The sequence below is a fragment of the Nocardia sp. SYP-A9097 genome (assembly GCF_009649815.1).
Taxonomy (GTDB): domain Bacteria; phylum Actinomycetota; class Actinomycetes; order Mycobacteriales; family Mycobacteriaceae; genus Nocardia.
On sequence record NZ_WJIC01000001.1, the window covers coordinates 358,054 to 383,944 of the forward strand.

A 25,891-nucleotide genomic window follows, 5' to 3' on the forward strand; every position below is an offset into this window, starting at 1 on the left:
CAGACATTTTCGAAGCGATATCAAGGAGAAACTTCTCAGCAGGAATATCGCACCGAACCGCAAACCTACCCACAGTTGGCCTCTCCACACCACAGTGCATCCACACAGAAGCCAGGAAGGACCTCCGCTGGCTCAGTCTTTGAAATTTGGGCGTACATGAGCTTCCTCGATACTGGTTGCCTTCAGCCAGAAGGCCGCTGCGATCGCATCGTTGGCACCGGTGAGGGCCGCAGCCAGACGGGTACCGGTCATCAGTTCGGCGGCGCCGACACGCAGGACTCTGGCTCCGCTGGTTACGGCGCCGACGCCGGGGATGAACATTGAGGCGTTGAGGCCGAATTCTGCTGCGGCCCAGGCGACTGCGCCCGCGGAGTGGTTGCCCTTGCCGTGGGCGGCTTCCCACAGCACTACCGCCGGTTCGACGAACATGCCGTAGAGGTCGTCGCCCAGGCTGGTCATCTTCGGGCGGGGTGGGGGCGGGGGTGCGTTACGCGCGGAAGATCCTGGTGAGGACAGGTATTGGGTCTTGGCGAGTTGATCCTTGGCGTACTTCTCGATCTCGGGATCTCCATAGGGGTTGATCCCGATTTCTCGGAGGCGGGTCAGGGCCTGGGCTTGCTGGGACTTCTCGTCCGCATCCTCGGGGTTATGGAACGCCCACTGCAGGTCGTAGTTCTGTTCCTCGATGGTGTAATTCGCCTGGGACAGCCGTTCGAGCGCCTGCTGGTATGGGGTCGGCCCGATGGACACGGTCTGGACCGGACCGAGCCGGACCAGGGCCAGGTCGGCGGCCAACTGTTCAGCGGGGTAGTTGAATCCGTAGCCGTCCAGACCGACCCGGAACTTGTTCGTTGGTCCGGTGATCGACTTGGGCAAGCCGGGAACGGGTACGACTGTTGTGCAGGTCACGGTGACCGGTGGGGCCACCGGGGGTGGTTCCTTGTAACCGGGGACTGCCAACTCCGTCAGCGTCTTCGGAGTCGAGGCAGCCGCCGGATCCGGCGCCGGAGCAATCATCTGCTGGGCCAGCTGATCAACCACGGACGGCTTGGCCGGTTCCTTGTACCCCGGTACCGCCAACTCCGCCAATGTCTTCGGGGACTCCGGCTGCGGAGCGGGATTGACGTACATCTGATCGAGCACATTCGGCAGACCGCTGGCAGGGGCCGGTGCTGCGGGGTTGACCGGTGCGGGCTGTTGTCCCGGTGCGGGTTTCGACGATGCGGAGGCGTCCGCGGCACCCGGGTTCGGCAGGCCGGGGACCGTCTGACCGGTCTCCCAGTCCTTGTGGGTGGGGAACGGCGAAACCGGTTCCGGCCCGATTGGTTCCGGCTTCACGGAAATCTGCTGGGCGACTGGGACACCCGGTGCATCAAGGGCCAGATCGGATCCAGCCTGAATTCGTGCGATCTGCCGGACGGCGGACACACCGTCCCTGACCGAGCGACTGCCGACGGTGCCGCCACCCGGCGTGACGCCGGTCGCGGGAATGGCGCTCGCGAGCCAGTTGCCGTGCTGGGTGATCCCGGAAGGCGGACCTGCGGTCTTGGTCGCGATGTTCGACATGGAAACTGGTCCGCCTTTCGGATTCGGGCATGAAAAATCCCCATCCCAGAGGGGAATGGGGAGCGGTTGCGGCGCTGGGGTTTACGTCTGTTTCGTTTTGAAACTCTTGACCATCCGTCGGCTCGCACTCAGTCGTTCGAGTCGCCGGAAGGTGTCCTGCTGCGGCAGATTGTTGAGGTTGTAGGTGTTCGAGCCATCGCGGGTGGTTTTGGAAGCTGTTGCGGCGCTGAAGCTTCCAGGCGTCCAGGCCGGGACCGGATTCGACATGGAACCTCCTACTTCTCGAGCTTCTCCAGGCGGGTGAGAACTTCGGCGAGGGCGTCGACGACAGTGCGGTTGCCGAGCTGGGACCAGCCCGCGAAATCTCCGGTGTCGCGCTGGCCCTGGCCGCACAGCTGTTCGCGAATGTCTTTGACATCGCTGCTGATCGGGCCGCAGAAGGCGGTGATGAAGTCTTGGATGCGGGTTACTTCGGCGGCGCTCATGGGGGCGTCCTCTCCATCAATGAATGCCTGGACATCGCGGCGGAAGGCGTCCATGTCGATGCCGGCGGGGTCGATTTTTCCTTCGGAGCTGTACTCGCGGTGGGCTACGCAATCGTCGGCATTGCGGCCGATGCGGCGCAGGATGGCAGCGCAGCCGCGTTTGTAGGCGTCCGATTGCACTGGGGTCCAGTCGGTTCCATCGCCACGGGAGACCGCCTCGATACCGATGACGTAGTAGTTGGCGTTATTGGTGGGCCAGCCGGGCCAGGAACCTCGGCCGGCGTGCCAGCACACTCCCGCCGCGATGACTCGGAAGGTACCGTCGCGTTCCAGAACCAGTTGGGCCAGTGGGCCTTCCAGGTCGGGGCGGCCGTATTGGACGATGCGCCAGTCGTCGGTGGTGCCGCCTGCGGTGTGGTGGCAGAGCACGCCGCGGAGGTCGGCGAAATCGCCGTGGCCGCGGTCGCGCCAGCCTTCTTGTTCGATGACTTTCAGGCCCGCGTCACGCAGGACGTCAGCGAGCCAGATCGGATCTCCTGTCCAGGACATGGGTTTTCGCCTTTCTGATGATGTCGGCTAGGTGATCCGTAGTGAGCTGCCCGCGACCTGGATGGTGCTCGCCCATGCGGCAAGGCCCGCATTGCACACGGCTTGAACCGTCACGATGTCGCCGTCGACGAGTGAGGTCGTGGCGGTGGCGATGAGGGTTCCGGAAGCGCCGGTCGCGGATCCGGGCGCGCCGACGGCAACGTTGTTCACCATGATCTTGGCCTGCTGGATCAGGGAGCCGCTGTTGCCACCGGAGAAGACCAAAGTCGCGGTGATGGTGGCAGCGAGCTTGGCGCCCTGGTTCCGCAACCCATTGCCGGACAGCGTGGATCCGGGGTAGCCGGCGGTATCGGCAGTCCACCCGGTGACATCGGCGTAGCTCAGCGGAATCGGCAGGGTTCCGCTCTTGTTCATGCTCGACGGCAGAAAGCTGTCACCGCCGGTGACCACGATCACCGGCATCAGGAAGTCACCGCCTTCAGGCTGACCTGCAATCCCTTGCCCGGCGCAGTGTCGAGGGTGGTGATGAATACGGTAAGACGGTCACCGGCGCTGAGCGGATACGGCCCACCAGCCGTCACCAAGGTATCCAGGATCTGGTTGGCGGGAGTGATCGTCGCCGACGTGTTCGCGATCGTGGTGCCGTTCTTGCGCAGTTCCACCACCAGGTTGGCGGTGCCGGCGGTTTCGCAGCGGAAGGTGATCGCACTGATCGAGATATTGCGCTCGATCCGTAGCCCTTCCGGCATCACATTGCCCGCGCCGGCGACGCGAGTCCCAGTGTGCGACTTGAACGCGATGTCGTACACCTGCCCGGCGGCAGTAGGCGTACGTGCATCGGACAGTCGGCTGTCGCTGGTAGCGACGGCGGATAGGTTGGTGCGCAACGTATTCGCGTCGGCGACGGCCAGTACCGTGCGCCCAAACCCCGAGGCGTCCGTGATCTGACTCATGGTATGGGTGTGCGCGACCGGCGTGCGCGCGTCGGACAGCCGCGGATCGTCACCTGCGGCCGCTGTGCCGGAGGCGGTTCCGGTGATGGGTGCGAAGGTGGCCGGCTTATTGGTGATCCCGGCCCAGTCGGTCGTTCCCGCAGGTCCGCGCACCACGATGCCCTGTCCGTTGGGTGTCCAGCCGCCGACCGTGTGATACACGTACAGCAGTCCGTCGGCCTTCACCAGGTACTGTGCGCCGTCCTTCGGCGCGGCGGGCAGCGTCGCGTAAGTGGCGACCTGGCCGTCGAACTGGATTCCGCTGCCGCGCTCGCCACGTACCACGGCGTTGCCGGAGCTGGCGGGCACCGGTGAGACCAGGGTGAGGTCGACCAGTCCGGTGGAGCCGACATCGGGATTGGCCGAGTCCGTGCCCGGAATATATTCGGCCACAGTGAAACTGAAGGGATCGAGCGCGATGGGTTCGCCTTCGTAGTTCAGCTCGAACGATACCCGCCAGGTCCAATTGCCAGGATTGGTGTCGGCACTGGGAGCGACGAGGCGAATGCCGCGCTTACCGCGCCAGGTGAGGTAGCCGAACTCGTCCAGCTCGCATACATAGTGGTTGGGCAACTGGACGTAGGTGGCGGGTGCGGGCTGACCACCCGCGACCAGCACCTTCGGTGCGTCGGCGGTGAAGGTGAGCGTGCCTGCCAAAGGCGGGAATTCGGGCAGGTCGCCGATGTCGGGGCCGTCGGCGACATTGGCGAGGAACCGCCCGACGACCTTTCCGTACTTCAGCGGGGGCAGATCGGCCATGAATGGATGCCTTTCGAACAGCGGGCAGCCGGAAGCGGCATACCTGAGAGGGGTGTGGCTCCGAAAGAGCCTGGGAGACAGACGTGCCCGGGATTACACGGGATCGGCGTAGACGATTACCTGCGCATCATTCGGCTTGACGAAATACCGTTCGGAGCCGAAGGCGCGGCGCGCGACGACGTACAGCGTGATGGTCTGATTGGCGGGCACGACACCGAAGGTGGAGTTCGGTGTCGCGACATACTGGTACCACGGGGTGATCCAGACGCTCGTGAAGTTCGGGCAGCTGGTGCCGGCCCCGAAGCCGATGAGATCCCCGTCGGGGCCGCCGATCCGGATTTCGACATTGCAGCGGGATCGGTAGCGCGGTCCCTCGGTGCCGATATTGATCCAGCCTTCGACGAGGGGCCGCCAATTCATGGATTGGCTGGGAATCGTGATGGTGGCCAGCACTTTCGAGTCCTCGTTGAGCCCGGTGCCGCCGGTGAACTGACCCTGGCCGATGGCCCACGGACCGCCGAGGCGCGGGCTGGGGATGGGCACGAATTTCTGGAGTGCCGCGTTCCAAGAAAGCACGACATCCTGTCCGAGCTGATGGGTGTTGTCCACCAGGACATCGTCCGAATCCTGAATGCGCCCGGCGGCCCCCGCGTCACCGGTGTCACCGGTATCGCCTCGCGGAAAGGTGATTTCGAGACTCTGGTTCGGCGCGGTGCCGATGATCCGAGCGCTCGCGGCGGAGCCGGTCGGACCAGCCACAGCGGATCCGCTGAGCCGGTTGGCTTTTCCGCGCGCACCCGCCTTGCCGAAGGCATTGGCGAAAGCGACGAGTTCGAGCCCGGTCCAGTAGTAGACCGCGTTCTCGGCGACCACTCGCCACGCCTTGCGCGCGTCGGAGGTGGTGAGGTTGAGCGCTTGCAGCGCAGCCGCATCGGCGACATCGCCCTGCCAGTCCCACGGCCAGGCCGGGTCTCCCACGGGTCCGGCGTCACCGGCCGGTCCCTGGCGTAGTTCGATCAATGCTTCCCGGTCGACGTGTTCGACCGGGTTCACGGTGTGCGGCAACCCGATCGAGTCGGCGATACCGCGCATGGTGATCATGACATCGTCGTCGAAGACGGTAGTGGGTTCGTTGGTCACAGCTGTTGCTCCAAACTCAGGCGAGTGTCGGCGCGAAGCCGACAGGCTGTGCCCAGCAAAGGATTTGAGCGACGCCCTGGTAGTAGGAATAGTTGGAACCGCCGGTCATGCGGCGCAGCACGACGTACAGCACGACCGGCTGACCGGCCGGAACCACGCCGACGGTGCTGTCGGGGGTGAGTCGTGTACCGAAGAACGGCTGGAAGTGGCACGGGGCATCGATGCCCGAGGGGGTTCCGGAGCCCAATGCCACGATCTGACCGCTGTCGGAGCCCAAGCGGACCTCTGCGTCGATACGGGTGTCGAAGGTCTGCTCGCCCTCCATGGTCTGGAAATAGACCGAGCCCGCGATGACCGGTCGCCAATCCACGTCCTGCGCTGGAATATTCAATCGCGCAACGGTATTCGGCGAAGCGCCGGTGTTCGACTGGGTGGCGGCCCATCCGGGACCGCCATCCCACGCGTTGTTGTCGTACAGGGACCACGGGCCGCGCAGCCCCGGGTACGGCCGCGGCCGCCATTTGCCCGCGCCCGAATCCCACTGGGGCACAGCCTTATCGACGTGTGTGCCGTTCATATAGTCGGGTGCGTTGCGGATCGGCCCGGGACTGCCGGGATCGCCCTTGCCGCCCTGTACTCCGCGCGGAACCGTCAGGTTCAGCACGAGGTTCGGCGAGGTACCGGTAATCGTGGCCTGTAGATCCGAGTGGACCGGCCCCGTGTCGACGGTGCCGATACTGACGGTGCACGACGCGCCGTCCGGGCCGGAGGCGCCGAACGCGTCGACGAAGTTGTCGAACCCGCTGCCGTTCCAGTACACGAACGTGTCGGTCGACAGCACGCGCCATGCCTTACCCGCGTGTGCCACACCAAGTTTCGTGGACAACGCCGACAGTGCGGCTTGATCGGCGATATCGCCCTCCCACCGGAAAGCCCGGCACGCCTCACCGGCGGGACCGGTGGGCCCCGGCGATCCGGTCATCAGTTCCAGTGATCCGTCACGCGGGGTGGCGTGCATGGACTGCACCAGGCCCGGCGTACCGATGCCCTCGTCGAGTCCGCGGATGAGGGTGTGTTCGAAGTATTCACCAATAGTGGACATGTCACCTCACTCAGATGGGTCGGGCGTAGACGACGAGCGATGCCCTGCTGGTCCGGTAGCCGATCGCGCCGTTGCCGGTATCGCGTTCGACGGCTACGACCAGGCTGGCGGCCTGTCCGGCAGGAACAACCGCGAAATCGGATGTCGGCGAAAGGGTTCGGGTGGACTGCTCATCGCGGTAGGTGGGGGTGATCGGCGAGTACAGGTACACACCCGATCCACCGGCCGTCGCACCGACCACCTGGCCCTGCGAGTGGTACAGCCGCACAGCCCCGCGCGCGGACTGCTGCCCGTTGTTCACCGAATAGGTCGACATATGCCCGTACACGACGGGCCGCCACGCGAACGGCTGCGCCGGAATCGTGAACGTGCCGGCGATGAACTGCGCGACCGCGCCCTCCTGGTCGCCGCTGAAATCGGACTCGTACCAGGACCAGGGCCCGACCGCCAGCGGAGTGGGCATACCGCGGAACTTCCCACTGGAGCGCTGGTAGGCGAAGACGCCGCCGTGGGTGAGCCCGGAGGTCTGGTCGAAGTCCGTCGACTTGGTGATCTGCCCGGAGGCTCCGGCCGGTCCCTTCGCGCCCTTCGCACCGGCGGGCGCGGTCGAGTTCAACTGCTGTTGTGCTCCCGCGCCGATGAATTCGAGTGCGGGAGTGGTGAGGTCCGGCAGGTGCTTGGTCGGCGCCGTGGTTATCTGGTTGGCGTCCGCGACCGGCCCGCGCGCGCCGACCGCACCGGGTGAATGCTTCCACGCCGTGCCGGTCCACACGTCCATGCCGTTGTCGTCGAGCCGATGCCACCACTTGCCGCGGTCTTCGGCGTTCAGACCGGTCGGCCGGGCAGCCTGATTGGGGATCTCCCCCATCTTGCGAAAAGTGCTGCGCGGGCGGCCACGCTGCCCCTGTGCACCGGCCGGACCGGCAGGCAGGGGCAGGGCAGCGACATCATCGGAGACCGAGACTGACGCGGTGAGGATCGGCACGCCGTCGATATCGAGCTGCCGATCCACGCTCAGGTGGGCGGGAAAACTGGTGTCCGCCATAGGTTTCACTCCTTCACGGGCGAATCAGAAGATGAGCAGGTCGAGGTCTGCGCCGACATCGGTGGACAGGTCCTTGATGGCGTGCGCGAAGCGGCCCAGGCGCTGCCAGGCCTTGACAATCGAGTCCTCTTCGTCCGAGCCGTCACCGACGGTGATCTGCCATTTGCAGGCGGTTTCGCGATCGTCGTGGAAGGTCAATTCGGTGACGTAGTCGGTGAATACGTGCTCACCGACGGCGAAACCGATTTGATCGCCGAGCCCGAAATCGCGGCCGAGCAGGTAGGGCGCGTTGTCCTCGATGGTGACCTTGTGGCTGGTGTAGCCACGGGTCAGGTGCAGGCCCTGGCGGGCGGCGACCAGGCCGTCGAGATTGAAGGCCTTGTCGCTGCCGGTGATGTAGAGCTCGCGGAATGCGTAGGGGCCCGCGCGATCCACGCGTGCCATATCCCGGTAGACCATCCAGGCCAGGAATACGTCGTTGAGTTGTCCGCGATACAGCCAGTCCAGGCCGATCAGGGACAGCAGGCCCTTGATCACCACTTCGATACCGGCGTTCACCCAGCCGGGTGAACGGCCACCGATGATGACATCGGTGGCGAGCGGTTTGTGCAGGGCGATTTCCGATGCGCCGATGCCGGAGTACTCGCCTTCGAAATACCAGACCCAGGGGAAGTTCCTGGTGGTACCGAACTTCCCGGGCTGGCTGTAGACAGCCTCGTATTCGGTGGTGGAGTCGAACCTCGGATAGCGGATCGGCGTGGTGCCGTCGTCGGCGAATTCCTCTATCCACGAAAGGATTCCGTCGAGCAGCGTGCCCGTCGGCCCGGTGACGCCGGACTTGTCCACCGTCTCGAGCACCACGGTGGGCTGCTCCAGGAAGAACCAGTCCGGCGCGGGCTGCTCGTCCTCGCCGGGCAGGAAGAAGCGGGCGGTGAGCATGACGCCGGAGTCCTCGAGCATGGGCTCGAAGAGTTTGTCCGCCATATCGAATCGCGCCGAGGCCGCACTCCAGCGGCTGGTGTCGGTCGCGGGATCGACCGGTACGACGGCGATCGGGAACAGGGGGTTGCCCGCACCACTCCACAGCGGATCGTCGGCGGTTCCCGGCGGCGCCCAGCCGGGCGCCTGCAACCGCATCAGATTCATAGTCAGATAGGTGGTGATAATCGTGCGCACCGGGCCGAAAAGGATGTGGTGGCGCGGGAATTGGGCCAGCACCGGCGCGAAGGGCGAGGCCCAGCAGCAGATAGTGGCCACATGGTTCCAGGCGTGAATGGCTTCGATGTCCACAGTCTCGACGCCGTTGTCATCACGCACCAGCGACGCCTTGGTGATGTAGCCGTCCCACCGGAAACCCCTGGTGTTCACGGTAATCGGGATGGTGGCGTCCTCACCGTCCTCGTTGTTGAAGAAGTGATCGAAATGCACCATGTCGCGTGGGCAGATCATCTTCAAACCGCCGGCGGCATTGCGCGGATAGGTGAATTCGAGGGAGAGGTAGTTGTGCTCTTCTCCGACTTCGCGCATGAACTTGTCCCAATAGCGCACCAGCACTTCGGGATCGCGCGCCTGCTGCTGATCGACGCGGAACGCCTCGTCCATACGCCGGGCCTCGGCCTGCGGATCCCAGTTCGGGCTGTCAGGCATCGTTACCGCCTTCCGTGGGGGTCTCGGGTGGATCAGCCGGTGGGGTTTCAATCGCGACCACGGCGCCCATGGGCGGTCTCCGAATAGTGAGCGGCCGGGGCGAAACAGGTTGATCCGCAATTGGTTCGACGAATTCGACGGGCACCGGGACGGTGCCGGACACGACGGGTTCGCCGCTCTCGGGATTGGCCATCAGAACGGCCGCGAGGAACGAGGCGTGGTGGCGGCGACAATGCTCGAACCGAGCGAGCCGCCCTCCACCTTCACGGTGATATCGGTGGCGCTCCACGGATCCATCGGTGTCAGCCAGCGCCGACCGGCCAACTGCGCCCACACATTTCGGCCGGTCGGATGCTCGCCGGAGTAGACGCGTGCGGTGCGATGCCGGGGATGGGTGTCGATCTGCAGCGTCTCCCCTGCCACCAGCGTGGGTGTATGCACCATGCGCAGCAGATCGCCATCACTCGGGTCCAGGATGGACCAGCGGCCGGGGCCGTTCATGGTGTAGCGCGGCCAGGCGGGCTGATCGGCGGCGTTACGCACGCGCACGATGCCCTGGCCCACGCCGGAAGTGTTGGCCCACACCGAGTTCTCTTGCAGGTGGTGTTCCAACGGGTCCAGCGCCATGGCCGACATCTTGTACGCGGCAACGGCATTCACCGCCGGATCGATACTGGAGACCGGCTCCGGCGCGGCGTCGAGCTGCGCCTGCTGGAACCGCCAGCCCTGATGCCGGGTGAAGTATCCGACGGTCACCGGCTTATCGGTGGACCAGCCGCGGAACCAGGCGTCATGCACGGCGTGGAAGTCCCGAACCTGGTCCACGCCAGGGTCTTTCGACGCACCCGAGATGACGATCAGGAAATCCCATTCCTTCTTCGATCGCACGGAGCGCTCGAAGGTCGCGCCGTCCTGGCGCGCACCCTCCGTGATCAGCAGCTGCACGGGCGCGAACATGAACCCGTTCTGCTGGGACAGTCGCACGCCCTCACGCCCGGAGTTGGTGCCGGACAGATGCCACACCCGCCCGTTCACATCCCACACCACAATCTTCGTGCCGTGGGTTTCCAAAAGTTGGTGGGTCATCGCCCCATACCTCCTCCGCGTTGCTGCGCCACAGCCCGGCGCCGGCGAACCCGCTCCGTCGCGATGGACGCGCTCTTCGGGTCTGTTCCGTTGAAGTTGTAGATATCGCCGCGGACGGTGTGCCCGCCCGGGCCGTCGGCCAGATCGGTGAGGCCGAAACCTGTTCCGACCAGTTCTTTGATCGCGTTGCCTGCCCATTCGATAGGGCGGGTGAATTCGGAGGCGATGACGCCGCCGGCCATCGAACCCAGGAAAGAGCCGATGGCGGGACCGAGCGCGGCGGCAGGTCCCAGGAAGGGCGCGATGGCGGTGCCGATGGCGCCGCCGATCAGGCTGCCGCCGGTGGAGGCCGCGCCGGAGATCGCTCCGGTGAGACCGCCGAGCAAGCCGTGCTGTTGCAGGCCCTCGACACCGGACTCGAACGCGGCGACGCCCACCTGCTGTTCATGGGACAGCTGGCCGGCGTTCGAGGAGCTGCTCTGGCCATTGGGCGTCCACTTGATACCGAACAGGTTGCCGACCCAGGTGCCGAGCGTGTTGGAGTAATCGTGATTCGGATCTGCGGCGTTGTAGGCGTCACCGATCGGTTTCATCAGCTGCTCGGCGAAGGTCTTCACCATGTCCGGAGCGTTCTCACCCAGGACCGGTTTAAGCAGTTCGCCGAGGTCGCCACCGGCTTGGTTCGCGGCGACCTGGAGCAGGTCGCCGAAATTGCCCGAGTTCGGGTTGTACCTGTGGCCGGTGCCGACGAGGTCCTGTGCGCCCGCGGGATCCGATTTGCCGGTCAGTGTGTCGATCCAGCTCGTACCCGGCACATCCCGGACGATGGGGCCGGTGCCGTCGTCCTTGATGTACTGCCCAACGGCCATCCCGTCGGGGACCTCGGAGGGGAGCACTCCTACTTGATCCGACTTGGGTACCAGGTAGGCCCAGCCCGAAATCGGGTTGCCGTTGCCGTCCTGGCCGTTCAGATACTCCCAGCGGGCAGCGGTGTCCGTGGATCCTCCACCGGAGCCGCCGGCCGGACCCGAGGTGTCGACGACGCTGGTTCCGCCGCCACCACCATCCGATGTCGGTTCGGGGCCGCCGGTGTCGCCACCGCCGGATGACCCGTCGCCGCTCGAAGTTCCACCGCCGGTGGATGTTCCGGCGCCCACCGATGTGCCGCCGCCCAGACCACTACCTGAGCTGAGTTGACCGCCTTCGGTCTTGACGCTCATCGAAGCGGTCAGTGCTCCGCCGAACTGCGATCCGATCAATCGGCCCAGTTGCTCGCCGATCTGTGGTGCGAGTTCGCCGCCCGGCCCCAGCGCGGGTTTGATCGCATTGCCCAGCGCCGCACCGAGATTGCTGCCCGCCGCGGTGGCCGCGCTCGCAATGCCGGAACCGAGAGCCTGTGCGAGCGAGGTCAATTCGGTGCCGTCACGCGCGGTGCCGGTGGCCTTCGCGCCACCGAACATGCCGAGAATTCCGGAGGGGGTCGCCTGCATCGACGCGGTCACCCCGGACGGCGATTCCGCCGAATCCCGGGGCAATGCGGTGGACGCGCCGGACCCTGGCCTGGGCACCAGCAGGCCACCGGGCTGGAACATCGGGGCCAGGGCCGAACCGAGTGCGGCTCCCGCCCAGGCTCCGGTATTCGCTGCGGCATTGCCGATACTGCCGATGGTGTCGGCGATGACGCCCTGGCCGAGCAGATCGCGCCAGTTCTGCGCGCCAGTGGGGGAAGTTGCCGCCGGAGTGGCGAATCCCGACAGCATTCCGGTCAGGAACTGCGCTGTCGGGACCCAACCGGCATTGATCATTTCCAGCAGGGGCAGGGTGTTGTCGACCGCGGATGCCTTGACGACGTACTCGCCGTCCGAGGCTCGCAGGGGCACACCGTCACCGAGCGGGCCGCCGGGGCCGCGCACCATGCCGGAGGCTCGGTTCCGGTATTCGGACTCGTCGATGTAGCCGCCGTTCGCACGACGGATCGGGTCTACCGCAAAGGTTTCCGCATCATCCCGGTCGTTCGAGGATCCGGATCGGCTTCTACTCCTGGCGGGGTTGAGCAGCGTGGCCTTGGAACTGAATTTGACGATGCGGGTTTCGATTTCGCGGTCATGCGCTTCCGGGAGGCCGCGAACCAGCTCGAGAGCCTGCGCGGCAACACGATTGGCGAAGAAGCTCGGCACGTGACCGAGTACTTCCTCGAAAACGCGGGCCATCGCACCGAATGGTCCGGAGCGACCGACGATCGAGTTCGATATCCCGGAACCGTTGTCCGCGACCAGGATCGGGTCGCCGTCGGGCAGCGTGATCAGCGAGGTGCCCGCGGTGGGGCCGCCTTCCCATAGTGCGCCGCTGGGCAGGGTGACCTTCTTACCCGGTCCGGGCTGCCCGGTGCTCGTCATCGCCAGAATGTCCGGCAGTGTCATCGCCGATGGGCGTTGCTTGTCCACAATTCATCCACTTTCTGAGCTGATTGCGCCCTAGCTCGGCCATCGGCGATTCGACTACCGGCTCCAGCCGAGGAACTCGTTGATCTGGTTGATATCCGCTGCCGTGCCGACCTTTTCGCGTCCCGACTCGAGTCCGGGGCGCGGAATCGGTTCCGGCCGGTTGCGGCCGTGCCGGGCGTCATCGCTCTTGGACCACGCGAGCCAGCGCAGGCAGTCGGCCATATCGGCGAGTAGGTATTGATCCAGCTGCCACCGGCTGGTTTCGGCGTACATGTCGCGGGTCAACGCCGAATCGGGCGGCAGGAATCTGACGATGGCCTTGAGGTCGCGCCAGCTCAGCTCTTCCGAACTGAGCTGACGCAACCGCAGGCCGAGGGCAATCAGGTCGTATTCGATTGCCTCGGAATGCTCTTCGAGAAGAGCATCGAGGCCTAGGATTCCCCCAGGCTGATCCCCGAGTGCGCGCGCCAGGCCTCCAGCAGTTCGTGGTAGGCGTCCGGATCCATATCGTCCAGGGCCGCAAGCGCTTCGGGTGTCAGGGTCAGCTCCAACAGGGTGTACATCGCGTCCACATCACCCAGGCGGCGGATGCGTCGCACCAGGCCCGGCTTCAGATAGGACAGCGACGGCAGTTCGATATCGATGCCGTTCACCCGGTAGGAGAAGTCGTCCTTCACCTTGGTCGGGGTCGAGACGGTGATGGGGGCTTTCGGGGAAGTCATTGGTACACAGACCCTTTCGTAGTTTCGATAGGTGTTTTGGGCAGAAAAGGGCCCAGCGGCGACGGGCGGGCCTGCGCATAGGTGAGTAACCCGTCGCCGCTGGGGGTCTAATTAGGCGGTGGTGATGCCGTCGTCGAGGTAGCGGTACGCCTTGATACCGGTGTCGTCCTTGAACGCCTCGACGGTGATGGTGAAGCCGGCCAGTTCATTCGAGACGAACTTCTTCTCGGTGACGGCGGAGATCTGTGCGTTCGGAAGCACGATCCGCAGCTTCTTCTTGTCGTTCAGCATGTCGAAGACCCAGGCGCGGCGCGGCAGCACCGAACCGGTCTCATTGATCTTCAGCAGGGTGCCGGTGGTGGCGGTGGGGGCGGTGACGGTCAGGTTGCCCGGACCGAATACCTCGCCCAGCACGTCCTTGTCCCACGCGGCGTAGAGGGTCAGGCCGAAGCGCACCGAATGTTCGGTCTGCAGCTTGGCGATGATATCGGCGTTCCAGTCCTTGACCGTCTCGACCTTGCGCTCACCCTGGGATTCGATGCCGTCTTCGGAGACGTAGCCCAGCGGCTTGAACGAGGCGTTGATGACGTCGGCCGCAGTGGCCGGAAGCGCGGTGCCGGTCGGGGCGACGAGAACGCCACCGGTGACCGCGAGATTGGGGGTGCCGGAGCCGATGTACTTGCTGGAAGGCAGAGCCATTGTTGTTATCTCCCTTGGGATTTTGCGCAGGCCCTCGGGAATCTTGCGTATTCAGTTGTTCAACTCGCACCGCGGTGGGAGTCAGGCGAGAACAGTGCCTCGCACAATCAGGTCGGTGACAATCGTGTAGCGCGGGGCGGCAGTCACCGGATCGGTGTCATTCTCCTCCCCCACGTCTTCCACGTAGTCACACCACACAGTGCCGATGTACCCGGGCGCAGCGGAGTTCACAATGCCGCGCACCAGCGCAGCCAGCCCCGCCGCATTCCCGGCATCATCACTGCATTCGAAGACGACCCGAGGCCGATCCAGCACCAGCTGAGCGCCACGACGCCCCACCTGATCCTCGACATCCCCCCGAGCCTTGCGATCGTTGCGGCTAACCCGCACCATCCGCACCGGCTTGGGATCCGGAACCCTCGTAACCGCCTTCGCAGTCTCGGACAACGCAGCGAACTGCGCCGTAAGAAAATCAGTCAAAATCTTCTCGATATCAGGAAACACGATCCGTTCAGGCATCAAGAAATCTCCTTTCGGTAGATAGAAACAAAAACCCGACCCTCAAGTGGGATCGGGTTGAGTCAGGATGTCTTAGTTATATGGATTCTCGGCCATGACAGTACGGCCTGTCACTTCGTTGAGCAGTTGTAAGTACGAATTGGCATCGAGAATTTCGGCCGCTCTCGGTATCATCGCACCGCCCAGTGCGGGCGCGGGAACAAATCCGTAAACAGTGTCGGCATCGATAGGCCCCAGGTCCTTCAACAACCGCGGAAATAACGGCTTTTCGTCGTCGCCTATCACTTCAGCGTATTCACTGCTCATAGTCCATAGCGCGGCTTGCACTTGAATATCACGGTCCTCACCGGTTCCCATCTCGGCAGAGCAATCATCAAAAACGATCCAGCCACGATAAGGAACGATATGCAAGCTCATTCCCGTACGACGACCCCAAAGGGTCATGTGACCGAATGCCGTCCGTGTGACAGCAAGCCATTCATCAGGTCCGGTCGCGAGAGATAAATTCGCAGTCCAGGCATCGACGATCGGCTGCCATGCGTCCGGGTCACAGAGCCATACCGCTCCGTCCTGGAATCCGGAGAATCCAAAATTTCGCCAAACCTCCAAGAGAAGGTCGGGGACAATTCCTCGGTACTTCTCATATCGTTCGGCAGGAATCGGGATCGATTTGTAGGGTGCGCCCCAGAAATCCGAGATCTCATCGATGAAGGAAGACATGCCTACCTCAGTATCCATTGGACGTTCATCAAGTAGTCACCGTGACCATCAGCGACCAGTTGCTTAGCATACGCCTTCAGTTGTCTGCTCCTTTTCCCCCGCCATTGGCTGCCGATAGAGCTGTTCACTCCGGCGTCTCCCAACTTGGGCAGGCCATCGGCGCCGATCGGAATGATATCCGCTCCTCCACCCGCAAGATCGGGCTCGTGCAGAGCAGCCATGCCAGCCATACGTTTGTCGACTACATCCTCCGCGTACGCTATCGGAGTCAATCCTTGACGATTCGCGAGGGACATTTTCGCAGCGATTCGGAGCTCACGCTGTACAGCTATCTGACGATAGAGTGCACGCGCGTGGTTCTGCACAGTCTTACTTCGTTTGGCGGTTGCGAAATTATGCAGCACCTGGTTCGCTGTCATTCTGTTGATTCCCGCTATCTGATCAGGAACCTGAGTGCGGAAAATCAGCTCCTTACCTTGCACTCCAGGATTGACCCCGTAATGGAATCTGATCACGTGAGTTCGTGGAGCTCTGATTTGGACTGGACCGACCGGTGGTGTCACCGGAGGCTTATTGACGCCGCCCGTGACGGGGCCGCGTCTGACATCGAATCGGGGTGCCACCCAGCGCTCATTGGCGCGTGTGAGGTCACGCCCACCAGAAATAACTGCGGCTCGTGGATAGCCTGACATCCAGACCACGACGTCCTGCATCAAATCCTGTGCACCGGACTTCATGTTCGTAAGGCCTCGGCGGCTCGCAGACGCAGTGGCATCGATCGCGGCAGTCACGCTAGAACGCGTACTTGCCATACCTATACCTGACGCGTAGCTCACATTTTCAAAAATCGGAATGACATGGGTATCCAACGCCAACCTCGTGGCACCGAGAAAAACGTCGCCAGATCTGGAAATAGAGGTTCCAGCTCGCGCGATAAGGCTGCGGGACTCCAAGGCTGTCATTTTCGCCAGAGCCACATCGGCACTACGGAGTGTTGTTGCACCGACACGGGCTGACGAAGACTGCGGGAAAATGAAGGCGGAGGCTGCGAGGAGTGTCTCCAATTCGCTCGGAGCCTTGTCCATCTGGTCTATTCCCTGCTGAGCACGGACGCGACCAGCAGGAGTTATCGGGTCGCCTGTCATGCCGATCATGGCTCCACCGATTTTGTAGTAGGCGTATTCGCCAATCGTTTTCGCCGGATCGATGATCATCAGACGGAACGGGGCTTGGATGGCGTCGTTGGCTCGCTCGTAATGCTCGGCAGCTGCGGCTTGATAGGCCGGGTTCGTGGGGTTCGCGGCAGCCATGAGGCCGGGGCCGAAATCGAAATTCGATGCAAGAGCCGAGGCCCAGTTTCCGAGGCTGCTACCTAGCTCCTTGGTGAAGCCCCAACCGGTTTGCACTGCTTTTTGGATGAAGTCACGTCTATCTGGAACGTCACGTATCGTGCTTTGATACTTTCCGTCCTTCCCCAGCAGGATCTTTGGGCCATTCGGAGACCAGAGGACACTCGTTCCGTCCTCGTTGAACATTTGGGTATACGAACGGATTCCGCGTTTGAAGAGATCCGGATCGTTTCGGGCGATGAATGAGTCGTAGAGGACGCCATCGGAGATGAGGAGCGAATGGGTTCCTTCATCTGATTGGACATTGCGACCCATGGTGGTGTGACCACGGAGGTCAGGGCCTATTTCCCAGATCTGACCGTCGGTGCCGAACCGCCAACTGTTGCTGTCGAGTTGTTTGACGAAATTGCTTTCGATACCGCCCTTGCCATCCGGCCTGGCTGTAGTCATGGTCAGATTGCCGAAATTGTCGACGTGGTTGTTGTCGTAGAAGCCGAATTTGTTCACGATTCCGACATCTGTGCCGACCCGCATGCCTCTCGCGTCATACGACGGCGTGAAGACATGGCTGAAGGTCGCGGTGGCTTCGAGGTCGTGGCTCGGAGCGGCCGACGTTGACGCTCCCGGATCGAAGCTCTGGACGTACCAGTTCGAGTTCGGGTCGGTGCGGCTCGCGTACGAGGAATTGCCATCGGCGTCGTCGTGCCAATGCTGGAGGCCGCCGTGACCGTCGCTGGCGATGCGCCAGTGATCGATAGTGCCATTGGGATTGGTGATCTCGAGGTCGACCGTGTTCGAACCATTCCCCTGGGGAATGAAGTACTTGACTGGGCGGCCGTCGAGCATCTTGCCGTCCCAGGTACTGCCTTCCGGGCGGCCGCCCGTATCGGGCATATCCAGCAGACTCGTATCCGGCCCGCTCGGTTTTTGCTGCTGTCCGCCGGGCACCGGAATCGGTGCTTGTTCGAGCGGGTTTCCGGCCGGGGTGGAAGGTTGAGGTGCGACAGGTGCGGGAGCCGACTTCGGCTCCGGCGGTTTGTACATGTCCTCCAGCGACTTTGGTGGAGGGTTGGCGCTAGGGCCGGGATCCGGACTCGTCATTGCGTCGATCAGTGGCTGAAGGCCGCTGTTCGAAGGGGGCGCTACCGGCTGATCTATCTGTGTGGCAATAGGATTCCGCGTAGGGACTACCGCCTGGTTCGCGGTTTGCCCGAGCGCGTCGGCGGCCTGTATGCGGCTCAGCTTTTGCACAGCGCCGGCAGCCGTCATCCCGGAGAAGTTGAACGTTCGCCCGCCACTGCTAGATCCGAACGCATCTCCGGCAAGGTTCAGCTCGCCAGTGGCACCACTGAGCAATTGGTTCCAAGCCGCGGCTCGGGCTGCCACCCAACTCGGCACTTCGAGGGTTGGAGCAATCGACATTGATCACTCCTCACGTGAGTTGCGCGCCTCGTTGATTCGGTGGCGGAGCTGGTTGACCAACGCCGCGTAGGCGTCGGTTTTGGTGGGGGCTTCGGCGGAGAGGCCGCGGGGGTGGGTGGCGGACCAGAAGCCTTCGTCGGTTTGTTTCACCTCGATGAGGTCGAGGTCGTAGAAGGTTTCGGGGTCGGGGGCGGGCCAGTTGCCTTCGGCGTCCTTGGTGATGTGCATGCCGGTGTCGAAGGCGCCGGGGAGACCGCCCGGGGTGGGGGCCCAGCGGATTTCCTCGAGGTCGGAATGCATTCGGACGCCGCGCTTTACGAGGTACTCGGCAACACGCGTGGCCTGTTTGATGCTGGTCACCGTGGGGTCGGCGAGTTTGCGGCCTACCTGGCTGTGCCATTCGGGGAGATGGATTACCGCGAGTTCCTCTGCGAGAGCGCGGACTTGGGGGTCCAGCTCCTCATCCGGCTTGGACTCGGCGAGTTTGCCCGAAAGCGTCTGCTGGATCAGGGAGAGGAACTCCGGGGTTACCAGCTGGCCGGCGTCGGTCTTCACGTACTCAGACGACGGGGGCGCGTGGTTTCCGAAGCGGACCGATTCGATGATTTCCTTGCCGGACATGGGATTCACGGACCTTTCGGGTCTGGGCATGACTGATCCCAAGCCCTTCCCCGGGCTTGGGATCAACGCAGGCAATGGGAGGTCCCGCCCCCGGGATGGGGGACTACCGGGGGCGGGACCTATTGCGCCCCTGCGCGGCGACGGACGTCTGCGACCGCGGACCACCTGCGGGAGACCGGCGCGCGAGGGGCGGGCATGCGGCAAGCTCTGATCCCGCTGTGTACCTGTCGAGAGGTTTCGGGGGCGGGCCGCACGGGCATGAGGACGGCGAAAAGTATTGTGCCGTCAGATTTCTTCTTCGAGAGTCGCCGGAATCCGGTACTTCGCGAGCGGCGGTTCCTGGCCGGGGACGTGCAGGCGCAGGAAGGTCAGCAGCTCGTCGATATGACTCTGCAGAGCGCGGATGAGGCGGATGGCGTCACGGAATCGGCGCTGGTCGCTCGCGGCCTGATCCTCCAGTGCCGCAACACGTTCCCGCAGTTTGGCGACCTCACGGGCCTGCCATGCGGTGACGGCTCCTATGACCGTCGCCATTGCCGCGCCGGTGGTCTGAACGAGATCGGGGCTGAGCCATTGCTGCATTCAGCCCTCACCGTCCAGACGCTGTACAGGGGTCACCGCCGGTCGGATGATCGCACCGGCGATAACCGGAGTGAGCAGGCCGTACAGCGTGAGTACAGCGTCGATCCAATCCGTACTCACCTGATGACCGAGAAAGTAGGCGGCGAGTCCGGTGATCGCGACGAGCACGGATCGCACCAGAGCGGGCTCGGGAACCCTGTTGATACGCATGATGTTTTCCTTCCGGCAGAACCACGGACCCCGTTGCCGCTCTGGAAGCAGGGGCCGCGGACGGACTAGGCGATGAGCTGGACGATGGTCGCCAGCAACTTGACGACGAGCCCGCCGACGGTGAGCCACTGATCCACGGTGAGACCGAAAAGCATTGCAGTTCCTCCTGATTCGAAGGCAAGAGATGCGCCTCAACGACAGAACCCCCGATCCTTGAACGGATCGAGGGTTCCGGTGAATCGAAAGCAGATGCCTGACGAGGCTGAAACCTCTTGCCAGAGTGTGTTTTTCCCGTGAGTTCGGGATGAAGGCGCAACTGTGGCGCTGCACATAGCTTCACTTAAGCGGCGCCCAATGTCAACACCCATCCTGAAGATTCATGAAAATTGCAGGTAGAACGGTCTTCTCAGTTTCAATGCTGGACACGGTGCCGCCCGCGGTAGCGTCTCGCGTCCGCCCGCTGACCGGCCGCATACCCCGCGCCGAACATCGCCGCGGACACGATGAGGACGTATAAGGCGTCGAACATCAGTACCTCCGCCCGGAGTCAGGAACGATGCGACCCGCCTCGATCAGCACGTCGAAGGCCGCCATCTTTCGCGGACAGTGATAAGCCGAGCACTCGCGGTGCAGGCGCATCGTCTCGTGCGCCTGGTCCACGGTGAGCGGGTCCGTCGGTGCGGCGTGGCCGGCCATCTCGATCAACTCGAGCAATGTGTAATCCATGATGAACCTCCGACGTCGCCGACTGCCCGCTCAGCGAAGTCAGTCACACATCAGCGACAGGGAATGGTGTTGAAAGAACAGGACATTGGGTGATCGCGAGACCTCGCTATCAGAGTCCTCGTGAACCACAATCGAATCCACGGTTGATAGGAGGCAGCTATGATGCATTTGTGCGACGTGAGATGCTCGTCAGTGCACGGAGGGCCGCCGGGAAGACTCAGGAGCAGGTCGCTCGGCTAGTCGGTGTCGACCGCACGACCCTCGGAAAGTGGGAGCGAGACGAGACCACTCCGCACCCGTACCAGCGACTTCGATACGCCGAGGCACTCGGAATAACGCTCGATGAGCTGGACGCCATGCTCAGCAGCATCCCTCGCGAAACGAACGAGATGCCGGAGTGGCTCACCACGTACCTGGGTATGGAGCAGTCCGCGACTCGTCTTCGCGCATATGAGCCCCGAGCGGTGTACGGGCTCCTGCAGACTCCTGCCTACGTAGAGCATCTTGCGCGAGGATTGTGTCTCTCCGGGGTATCGGACTCATATATCCGGGAGATGGTCGCGCAGCGCCTGTACAGGCAGAAGCGGATTCGAGACGGCAGCCTCATGCTCGATGTGGTCCAGCCGGAATCGGTTCTGCACCTGCGCGTTGGGAGTCCGGCCGTGATGACAGAGCAGCTTCGAGCCATTCTGGAACTTGCAGCTCTGCCGAACGTGGCGTTGCACATCACAACCTTCGCGGCGGGACCGTACGCGGCTCGGCGATTCGGCGGCTTCGTAGCGATGGACCACCCGTGGGGTACTCCTCGCGTACACATAGAGGGGTACGGGGGTGGGCGTTTCATCAGCGATGCGGATGAGGTTGCCTACTTCAGCGAGACATTCGATGATGCATGCCGTATCGCACTGTCGCCCAGACAGTCTCGTGACTACATAGAGAAGCTTGCCAATACCTGGAGTACCGATGACCCACCTAACCTGGCGCAAGTCGAGCTACACCAATCCAGAGACCTGCGTTGAGGTTGCACGGACTCCGGGCGGGGTGCTCGTCCGGAATAGCAACGCTCCGGACGACGGCACCCTCGCCTTCACGCGGGCCGAGTTTCGCGCTTGGCTCTTGGGCTGCAAAGCAGGCGAGTTCGATGATCTCGCGGAGCAGTAGTTCCGCCGCGACTGGTCAGCCGGCAGCCTGTTCTTGAACTCGAAGCAGCGGCTGGTGTGGCTCGCACCTGGTTGCGGCTTTCCGTTTGCGGATGGGGTGCGCGAGGTGTGCTTCGAGGACTTCGCCGAGGATGTACTGCTCCGGCCAGTCGGCCGCCCATGGGCCGGGGACGGGGGTGATGCGTCCGGCGTCGCGGAGGGTTTGGATGCGGCGGACGGTGACCGTTTTGAAGGGTTCGCCGAGTTCTTTTGCGAGGGTGGCGATTCCGGTGACGTTCAAGCAGGCTCGGCGGGCGGCTTCGAGTTGTTCGGTGGTGACGGTGAGTTGAGTTGTTGCGGGGCAGATGATTTGGAGGGCCGACTGGATGGCCGCGCGGATTTCTGAGGGGGCGGTTTCGACTCCTTCGGTCATGGCCAGGGCGATCAGGTTGTGGTCGAGCCAGCGGGCTAGGTCCGCGGTCGAGGTGGCACCGGTGTAGTCGACGGCGCGTTGTTCGCAGACCAGGCGGACCCAGGAGACCAGGACAGCGTGCAGGTGGTCGCGAGCTCGAGCGGCGGCGGGGCTGAAGGGTAGGGGCTGGTCGCCGGAGCGGGAGGCGAGGCGGGAGTTCGGGGCCCCGAAGCGGGATCGGCGGGTCACCGAGTCTTCGAGATCCGCTGCTATATCCGGGATTTCGCGAAGCAGGGACGATAGGTCGCGGATGGCTTCACGGTCGAGGAATAGGTGATTCGGCTCGGATTCGTGCATCAGGCGACCTCCCGGTTGATGGTTTCGGCGAGACAGGCGGCGTGGCCGAAGCGCACATAGTCGTCGGTGTGACGGCCGTCGGTCAGGTAGCCGCGGGCGTAGGCGAGCGCGCCGCTCCAGGCGCTCCAATTTCGCGGCACCCACCAGCGTTGAATTCGCCGGTAGAGCACGGCGTCGACCAGGCTTCGGCCCCAGCGCAGCGCCGCTTCGGGACTCGACATGCAGAAGTACTGAGAGAGATCGGCGACCAGGCGAAGCGCGTTGCCCGCCGGTAGTGCGGTGATCGGATCGCCGGGGGCAGCGGCCCAGAACGTGGGGATCTCGGTGACCGTCCGCTGCCCCGCGATGCCGTACCCGCCCGGATCCGGACCCACGGACCGTCCGGCCGGGCGCAAAGGATCCGCGATGAGCGCGCAGGCGAGGACCTCGAGATTCGGCCACAACCCGCTGCCGATTTCGGCGGCAAGATCGCCCGCGATAGCCGCGCCCTGTGAATATCCCGCGATGACAACACGATTCGATGATTTGCCGATGGCCTGAAGCAGCGCGGACTTCCCCGCCGCGCTGCTCTCGGCATAGGGCACCTTGCCGCCGTAGTCCGCGGGATACGGCACCATGCGCGGCGCGAACCGGCTCAGATCGAGGGTCCGGGAGAAGGTGTCGGTGACGCTCTCCCCGTACGGAGCCCAGGTACCGCCCACGATCAGGACATCGATCATGCCGCGACCCCCGCGACCGCGCGATCCCCCGGCCCGAACGCCGGGAGCAACTCGAGCGGATCGCCGCCGAGCGCACCGGCGATGAGCACCAGTTCGTCGAGCTGAAACGAGGCGGCCGAGCGCAATCTGCGTGCGAGATCGTCCTCGTCGAACCCGGTGCGGTCGGCCAAAGTATGCAGGTCGACGCCCGATACGACCATGGCGTAGCCGACTCGGGCGGCCACGCTTCTGCCAATCAAGTCCATACGGAGTACATTAAGGTCCGTACGGACCTGTCACAAGTCCGTACGGACCTGTTATCTCATCGTTACAAATATTTGGGTTTAAGCCTTGAGTTCTCCGATCTTGTTTGCAACTGAGCCGTTTGGACCGCAGAATGGTCCGTATGGAACAGCGGGATCTCCACGAACTCAACCGCGCCGTGGGTGGGGAGCTCAGGGCCGCCCGCGGACGGCGCGGATGGACACGCCCAGAGCTCGCCGATGCCTCGGGGTTGGCGGTGAGCACGATTCAACGCTTCGAGAACGGCGAACGGTCACCGGACCTCACTCAGCTGTACACGCTATGCACTGCACTCGGCGTTACGCCGCAGGAGATCGTCGCCAAGTCCATCGAGCTGATCAAGGGTTCTGGGGAGTAGATCGATCAGGCCCCGCCCCAATACCTCCGACGCCAGGAAAAGATCCTCGACGGTGGGTCTGCCACAGCTGATTCGATGTGCCAATTCGGCACCCAACCGGGTAGCTACCACCATCATGGCTTCGGCATCGAAAACCTTGCTGAACCACGTCACCAATGACGCTGTATCCACGATTGAAACAATCCCTCGACTAGAGGTCCGTCAGCTACGGACAACCGACTTCCAGACCCCGAATAGGTCATGGAACAGGCCGCCGACCAGTCGATAACGGCCGAGCTCCAGCCGAATTCCCCTGTATCGGACAGCAGCAACCATCTGCCACCCGTACCCCCGGTTATTCAGGGCGGCACCTCCACACCTAACCCATCTCACCCCACCCGTGCGTAATGCCCTGTGACGCAGTGCAATCGAGCAACCTTGACGAGCCGCAGTATACACATCTGTACGCGGAATTCGTCAGTTCAGCACTAGCGCAATGGATCTCGAGCCAGTCGACATTCATACCCAACTCGACGGTAACAAGCACACGCGCACAAGCGATTCCGAGCATCCGAGGGATAGGATTCAACCGAGCAGTTCACCGGATGGTCATCAGAGCTTGCATTCCGAATATTGCAGGGAATAGCCAGCTTTGGAGCGGGCCGTCTCCTCCCAATCCCTAGGCGACTCCTCGCCACCTGAAACTTCTGCCCTCCAGATAGCAGTGAAGGCCGAGGACATGTCGATCGGCGAGAAGTCCACCTCGGGATAGGATTCGAGCGGGGAATCGAACTCTGTAATCCATTGAGCCCTGGGGAATCTGATGTTGTCGCCATCCCAGGCACGTTGATATTCCCGCATAGGCCCTTCTTCGCTGATTCTATCCAGAGCCCAGCGGGATCGGGCTCGGTCTCAGGCCGGGCCGGAGAACAGTGGGACGGAGGTGGTGGGGGGTGTCGGGGTTGACGCGGTGCTGGGGGAGGCCATGTTGCCGGGGAGGCCAGGGTTCAGCGGTGGCCCCGGGGTGACTGGGTTCGCGAAATATGGTGCGTTGGAGAGCATTTCTAAGGCCTTGATCAGGGGCGGGGTGACCGCTTCGGTGAGATCCCGGGGCGTGGGTGCGGTGGCAACGCCGGGGGTGGCGGGGTCGGTCAAGGTTGGATCCGCGTAGGACGGGTCGGTGGTCGACGGATCCGTGTAGGTCGGATCGGTCGTCGACGGATCGGTGTAGGTCGGTACCGTCGGGTCGACAAGGGTTGGGGCGGATTGGAATTCGCTCAGTGCGGGGCCGACTTCGAGGTTGTCGATGCTGGGGGTTCCCGCGTCGGGGGCGGCGGAGTATTCCGCGCGCAGAATGTGGTTGTCGTACACCAGGACCTGGCCCGCGGTGGACTGGACGGCGGTGGTGGTGCGGGCGTCCTCGCGGTCGGTGCCGGGGTAGGCCTGGCAGTCGGTGGTGTCGCAGGTTTGGGCGTAGGAGTAGCGCTGGTCGGCCAGGGCATAGGAGCGGGCCGCGATCGCTTGTGCACGTAGGGCTTCCGCGCCGCCTTCATCGGCCCAGTTGGGGACCATTTCGGCGGGGACGACTCCGCGGAGATAGTCCTCTATATCAACCTCGTTGATTACACGAGATTCGTTGCCGTCCAATGTGACACCCAGTACACCGCGATAATTCGAGCCCTCGCAGAGTTCGAGTTGTTCGGCGATGGGCCGATTCGCGCCGTTCTCCAGCGGATAGGCGTACGGGTCGTCGGTCGTGCCCTCCCACAGGACCGCGCCATCGCAACCACGGGTGATGGTGACGTCCGCGCCGGTGGCGGTCGGGGTGAGGTGCGCGGCCTGGCCCGGAACCACCCGGCGGCCCGCGACATAGAGACCGGTCTCGGATTCGACATCGAGAGTCTTGCCGTCCAAGCCCATCAGCCGGACCCGGATCGGAGTCGACGCGACGGTATCGAGCGCCGCGCCCGGGTAGTAGTGGGCCAGAATCGTTTCGGCGGTATTGCCCCCGACGGCACGGTCGAACGCGCCATTCTGGCTGAGGCCGCGGCCGTGGCCCGGACTGGCGGCGAAGGTGTACTCGCGATCGGGCAAGGCCCAGAGCAGACCCGCTGTCGCACCGCCGAGGGTGCCCGCGGCGAGCGATAAGGCTAGTAGGCGTTGCCGTCTCCGGCGTTGACGTAAGTACCCGTTCGGCATGTCATACCCATTCTGTCGATAGCCGAAGCTACATTCGAGTAACCGAAAGCTAATCCTCAAC

At 63.6% G+C, this 25,891-nt stretch carries 28 protein-coding genes; 3 read left to right on the forward strand and 25 right to left on the reverse strand.

The window, feature by feature from the left end; translation table 11 throughout:
- Positions 1 to 132: 132 nt before the first annotated feature.
- The 21 genes from GFY24_RS01605 to GFY24_RS01705 form a co-directional block, all read right to left on the reverse strand.
- Entirely contained in the window at positions 133 to 1,566 is a 1,434-nt protein-coding gene (locus GFY24_RS01605; protein ID WP_153803133.1) for a hypothetical protein, read from the reverse strand.
- 81 nt (positions 1,567 to 1,647) lie between these two features.
- Entirely contained in the window at positions 1,648 to 1,833 is a 186-nt protein-coding gene (locus GFY24_RS01610) for a hypothetical protein (RefSeq protein WP_153803134.1), read from the reverse strand.
- Positions 1,834 to 1,841: 8 nt separating this feature from the next.
- Positions 1,842 to 2,600, reverse strand: coding sequence for an N-acetylmuramoyl-L-alanine amidase (locus tag GFY24_RS01615; RefSeq protein ID WP_153803135.1), 759 nt, complete (start codon positions 2,598 to 2,600; stop codon positions 1,842 to 1,844).
- Between the two features lie 27 nt (positions 2,601 to 2,627).
- Positions 2,628 to 3,062 (reverse strand): hypothetical protein, encoded by a 435-nt coding sequence (locus GFY24_RS01620; protein WP_153803136.1) that lies wholly within the window; start codon positions 3,060 to 3,062, stop codon positions 2,628 to 2,630.
- Entirely contained in the window at positions 3,062 to 4,351 is a 1,290-nt protein-coding gene (locus GFY24_RS01625; RefSeq protein ID WP_153803137.1) for a hypothetical protein, read from the reverse strand. Before GFY24_RS01625 ends, GFY24_RS01620 begins: the two co-directional genes overlap by 1 nt.
- 93 nt (positions 4,352 to 4,444) lie before the next feature.
- Positions 4,445 to 5,491 carry a hypothetical protein gene (locus GFY24_RS01630; RefSeq protein WP_153803138.1) on the reverse strand — a complete coding sequence of 349 codons (1,047 nt, stop codon included), beginning with the start codon at positions 5,489 to 5,491 and terminating at the stop codon, positions 4,445 to 4,447.
- A gap of 16 nt (positions 5,492 to 5,507) precedes the next feature.
- Positions 5,508 to 6,593, reverse strand: coding sequence for a hypothetical protein (locus tag GFY24_RS01635; RefSeq protein ID WP_153803139.1), 1,086 nt, complete (start codon positions 6,591 to 6,593; stop codon positions 5,508 to 5,510).
- A gap of 10 nt (positions 6,594 to 6,603) precedes the next feature.
- Complete coding sequence (locus GFY24_RS01640) at positions 6,604 to 7,638, reverse strand: hypothetical protein (RefSeq protein ID WP_153803140.1); 1,035 nt, start codon at positions 7,636 to 7,638, stop codon at positions 6,604 to 6,606.
- A gap of 24 nt (positions 7,639 to 7,662) precedes the next feature.
- A complete protein-coding gene (locus tag GFY24_RS01645) occupies positions 7,663 to 9,285 on the reverse strand; it encodes a phage tail protein (RefSeq protein ID WP_228565896.1) in 1,623 nt (540 codons plus the stop codon).
- 192 nt (positions 9,286 to 9,477) lie between these two features.
- The gene (locus tag GFY24_RS01650) at positions 9,478 to 10,371 is read right to left on the reverse strand and encodes a phage tail protein (protein ID WP_228565897.1); all 894 of its coding nucleotides are present in this window, start codon (positions 10,369 to 10,371) and stop codon (positions 9,478 to 9,480) included.
- Entirely contained in the window at positions 10,368 to 12,767 is a 2,400-nt protein-coding gene (locus GFY24_RS01655) for a hypothetical protein (protein ID WP_153803141.1), read from the reverse strand. Before GFY24_RS01655 ends, GFY24_RS01650 begins: the two co-directional genes overlap by 4 nt.
- 102 nt (positions 12,768 to 12,869) lie before the next feature.
- Positions 12,870 to 13,178 (reverse strand): DUF5361 domain-containing protein, encoded by a 309-nt coding sequence (locus GFY24_RS01660; RefSeq protein WP_153803142.1) that lies wholly within the window; start codon positions 13,176 to 13,178, stop codon positions 12,870 to 12,872.
- A gap of 68 nt (positions 13,179 to 13,246) precedes the next feature.
- A complete protein-coding gene (locus GFY24_RS01665; protein WP_153803143.1) occupies positions 13,247 to 13,537 on the reverse strand; it encodes a hypothetical protein in 291 nt (96 codons plus the stop codon).
- 111 nt (positions 13,538 to 13,648) lie between these two features.
- Entirely contained in the window at positions 13,649 to 14,236 is a 588-nt protein-coding gene (locus tag GFY24_RS01670; RefSeq protein WP_153803144.1) for a hypothetical protein, read from the reverse strand.
- Between the two features lie 81 nt (positions 14,237 to 14,317).
- A complete protein-coding gene (locus GFY24_RS01675; RefSeq protein ID WP_153803145.1) occupies positions 14,318 to 14,755 on the reverse strand; it encodes a hypothetical protein in 438 nt (145 codons plus the stop codon).
- A gap of 72 nt (positions 14,756 to 14,827) precedes the next feature.
- A complete protein-coding gene (locus GFY24_RS01680) occupies positions 14,828 to 15,475 on the reverse strand; it encodes a GAD-like domain-containing protein (RefSeq protein WP_194852707.1) in 648 nt (215 codons plus the stop codon).
- A gap of 2 nt (positions 15,476 to 15,477) precedes the next feature.
- Complete coding sequence (locus GFY24_RS41575; RefSeq protein ID WP_228565898.1) at positions 15,478 to 18,246, reverse strand: polymorphic toxin type 15 domain-containing protein; 2,769 nt, start codon at positions 18,244 to 18,246, stop codon at positions 15,478 to 15,480.
- A gap of 3 nt (positions 18,247 to 18,249) precedes the next feature.
- Entirely contained in the window at positions 18,250 to 18,867 is a 618-nt protein-coding gene (locus GFY24_RS01690; protein WP_153803147.1) for a hypothetical protein, read from the reverse strand.
- A gap of 285 nt (positions 18,868 to 19,152) precedes the next feature.
- Positions 19,153 to 19,449, reverse strand: a complete 297-nt coding sequence (locus GFY24_RS01695) for a hypothetical protein (protein WP_153803148.1) — start codon at positions 19,447 to 19,449, stop codon at positions 19,153 to 19,155.
- Entirely contained in the window at positions 19,450 to 19,659 is a 210-nt protein-coding gene (locus GFY24_RS01700; RefSeq protein WP_153803149.1) for a hypothetical protein, read from the reverse strand.
- 528 nt (positions 19,660 to 20,187) lie between these two features.
- Positions 20,188 to 20,385, reverse strand: a complete 198-nt coding sequence (locus GFY24_RS01705) for a hypothetical protein (protein ID WP_153803150.1) — start codon at positions 20,383 to 20,385, stop codon at positions 20,188 to 20,190.
- A gap of 170 nt (positions 20,386 to 20,555) precedes the next feature.
- Here GFY24_RS01705 and GFY24_RS01710 point away from each other — a divergent pair, with 170 nt between their 5' ends.
- Positions 20,556 to 21,404: a helix-turn-helix transcriptional regulator gene (locus tag GFY24_RS01710; protein WP_153803151.1), complete on the forward strand. Its 849-nt coding sequence runs from the start codon at positions 20,556 to 20,558 to the stop codon at positions 21,402 to 21,404.
- Entirely contained in the window at positions 21,349 to 21,546 is a 198-nt protein-coding gene (locus tag GFY24_RS01715; protein WP_153803152.1) for a DUF397 domain-containing protein, read from the forward strand. Before GFY24_RS01710 ends, GFY24_RS01715 begins: the two co-directional genes overlap by 56 nt.
- 15 nt (positions 21,547 to 21,561) lie before the next feature.
- On the opposite strand, the gene GFY24_RS01720 is transcribed toward GFY24_RS01715, so the two are convergent.
- The 3 genes from GFY24_RS01720 to GFY24_RS01730 are packed head-to-tail and all read right to left on the reverse strand — an operon-like array spanning position 21,562 to position 23,257.
- A complete protein-coding gene (locus GFY24_RS01720; protein ID WP_153803153.1) occupies positions 21,562 to 22,293 on the reverse strand; it encodes a hypothetical protein in 732 nt (243 codons plus the stop codon).
- A complete protein-coding gene (locus tag GFY24_RS01725; RefSeq protein WP_153803154.1) occupies positions 22,293 to 23,012 on the reverse strand; it encodes a PE-PPE domain-containing protein in 720 nt (239 codons plus the stop codon). Before GFY24_RS01725 ends, GFY24_RS01720 begins: the two co-directional genes overlap by 1 nt.
- The gene (locus tag GFY24_RS01730) at positions 23,009 to 23,257 is read right to left on the reverse strand and encodes a hypothetical protein (protein ID WP_153803155.1); all 249 of its coding nucleotides are present in this window, start codon (positions 23,255 to 23,257) and stop codon (positions 23,009 to 23,011) included. The genes GFY24_RS01725 and GFY24_RS01730 overlap by 4 nt, the downstream gene beginning before the upstream one ends.
- A gap of 140 nt (positions 23,258 to 23,397) precedes the next feature.
- Here GFY24_RS01730 and GFY24_RS01735 point away from each other — a divergent pair, with 140 nt between their 5' ends.
- Positions 23,398 to 23,652 carry a helix-turn-helix domain-containing protein gene (locus GFY24_RS01735; protein ID WP_194852708.1) on the forward strand — a complete coding sequence of 85 codons (255 nt, stop codon included), beginning with the start codon at positions 23,398 to 23,400 and terminating at the stop codon, positions 23,650 to 23,652.
- A gap of 891 nt (positions 23,653 to 24,543) precedes the next feature.
- On the opposite strand, the gene GFY24_RS01740 is transcribed toward GFY24_RS01735, so the two are convergent.
- Positions 24,544 to 25,830 carry a SpoIID/LytB domain-containing protein gene (locus GFY24_RS01740; RefSeq protein ID WP_153803157.1) on the reverse strand — a complete coding sequence of 429 codons (1,287 nt, stop codon included), beginning with the start codon at positions 25,828 to 25,830 and terminating at the stop codon, positions 24,544 to 24,546.
- Positions 25,831 to 25,891 lie beyond the last annotated feature (61 nt).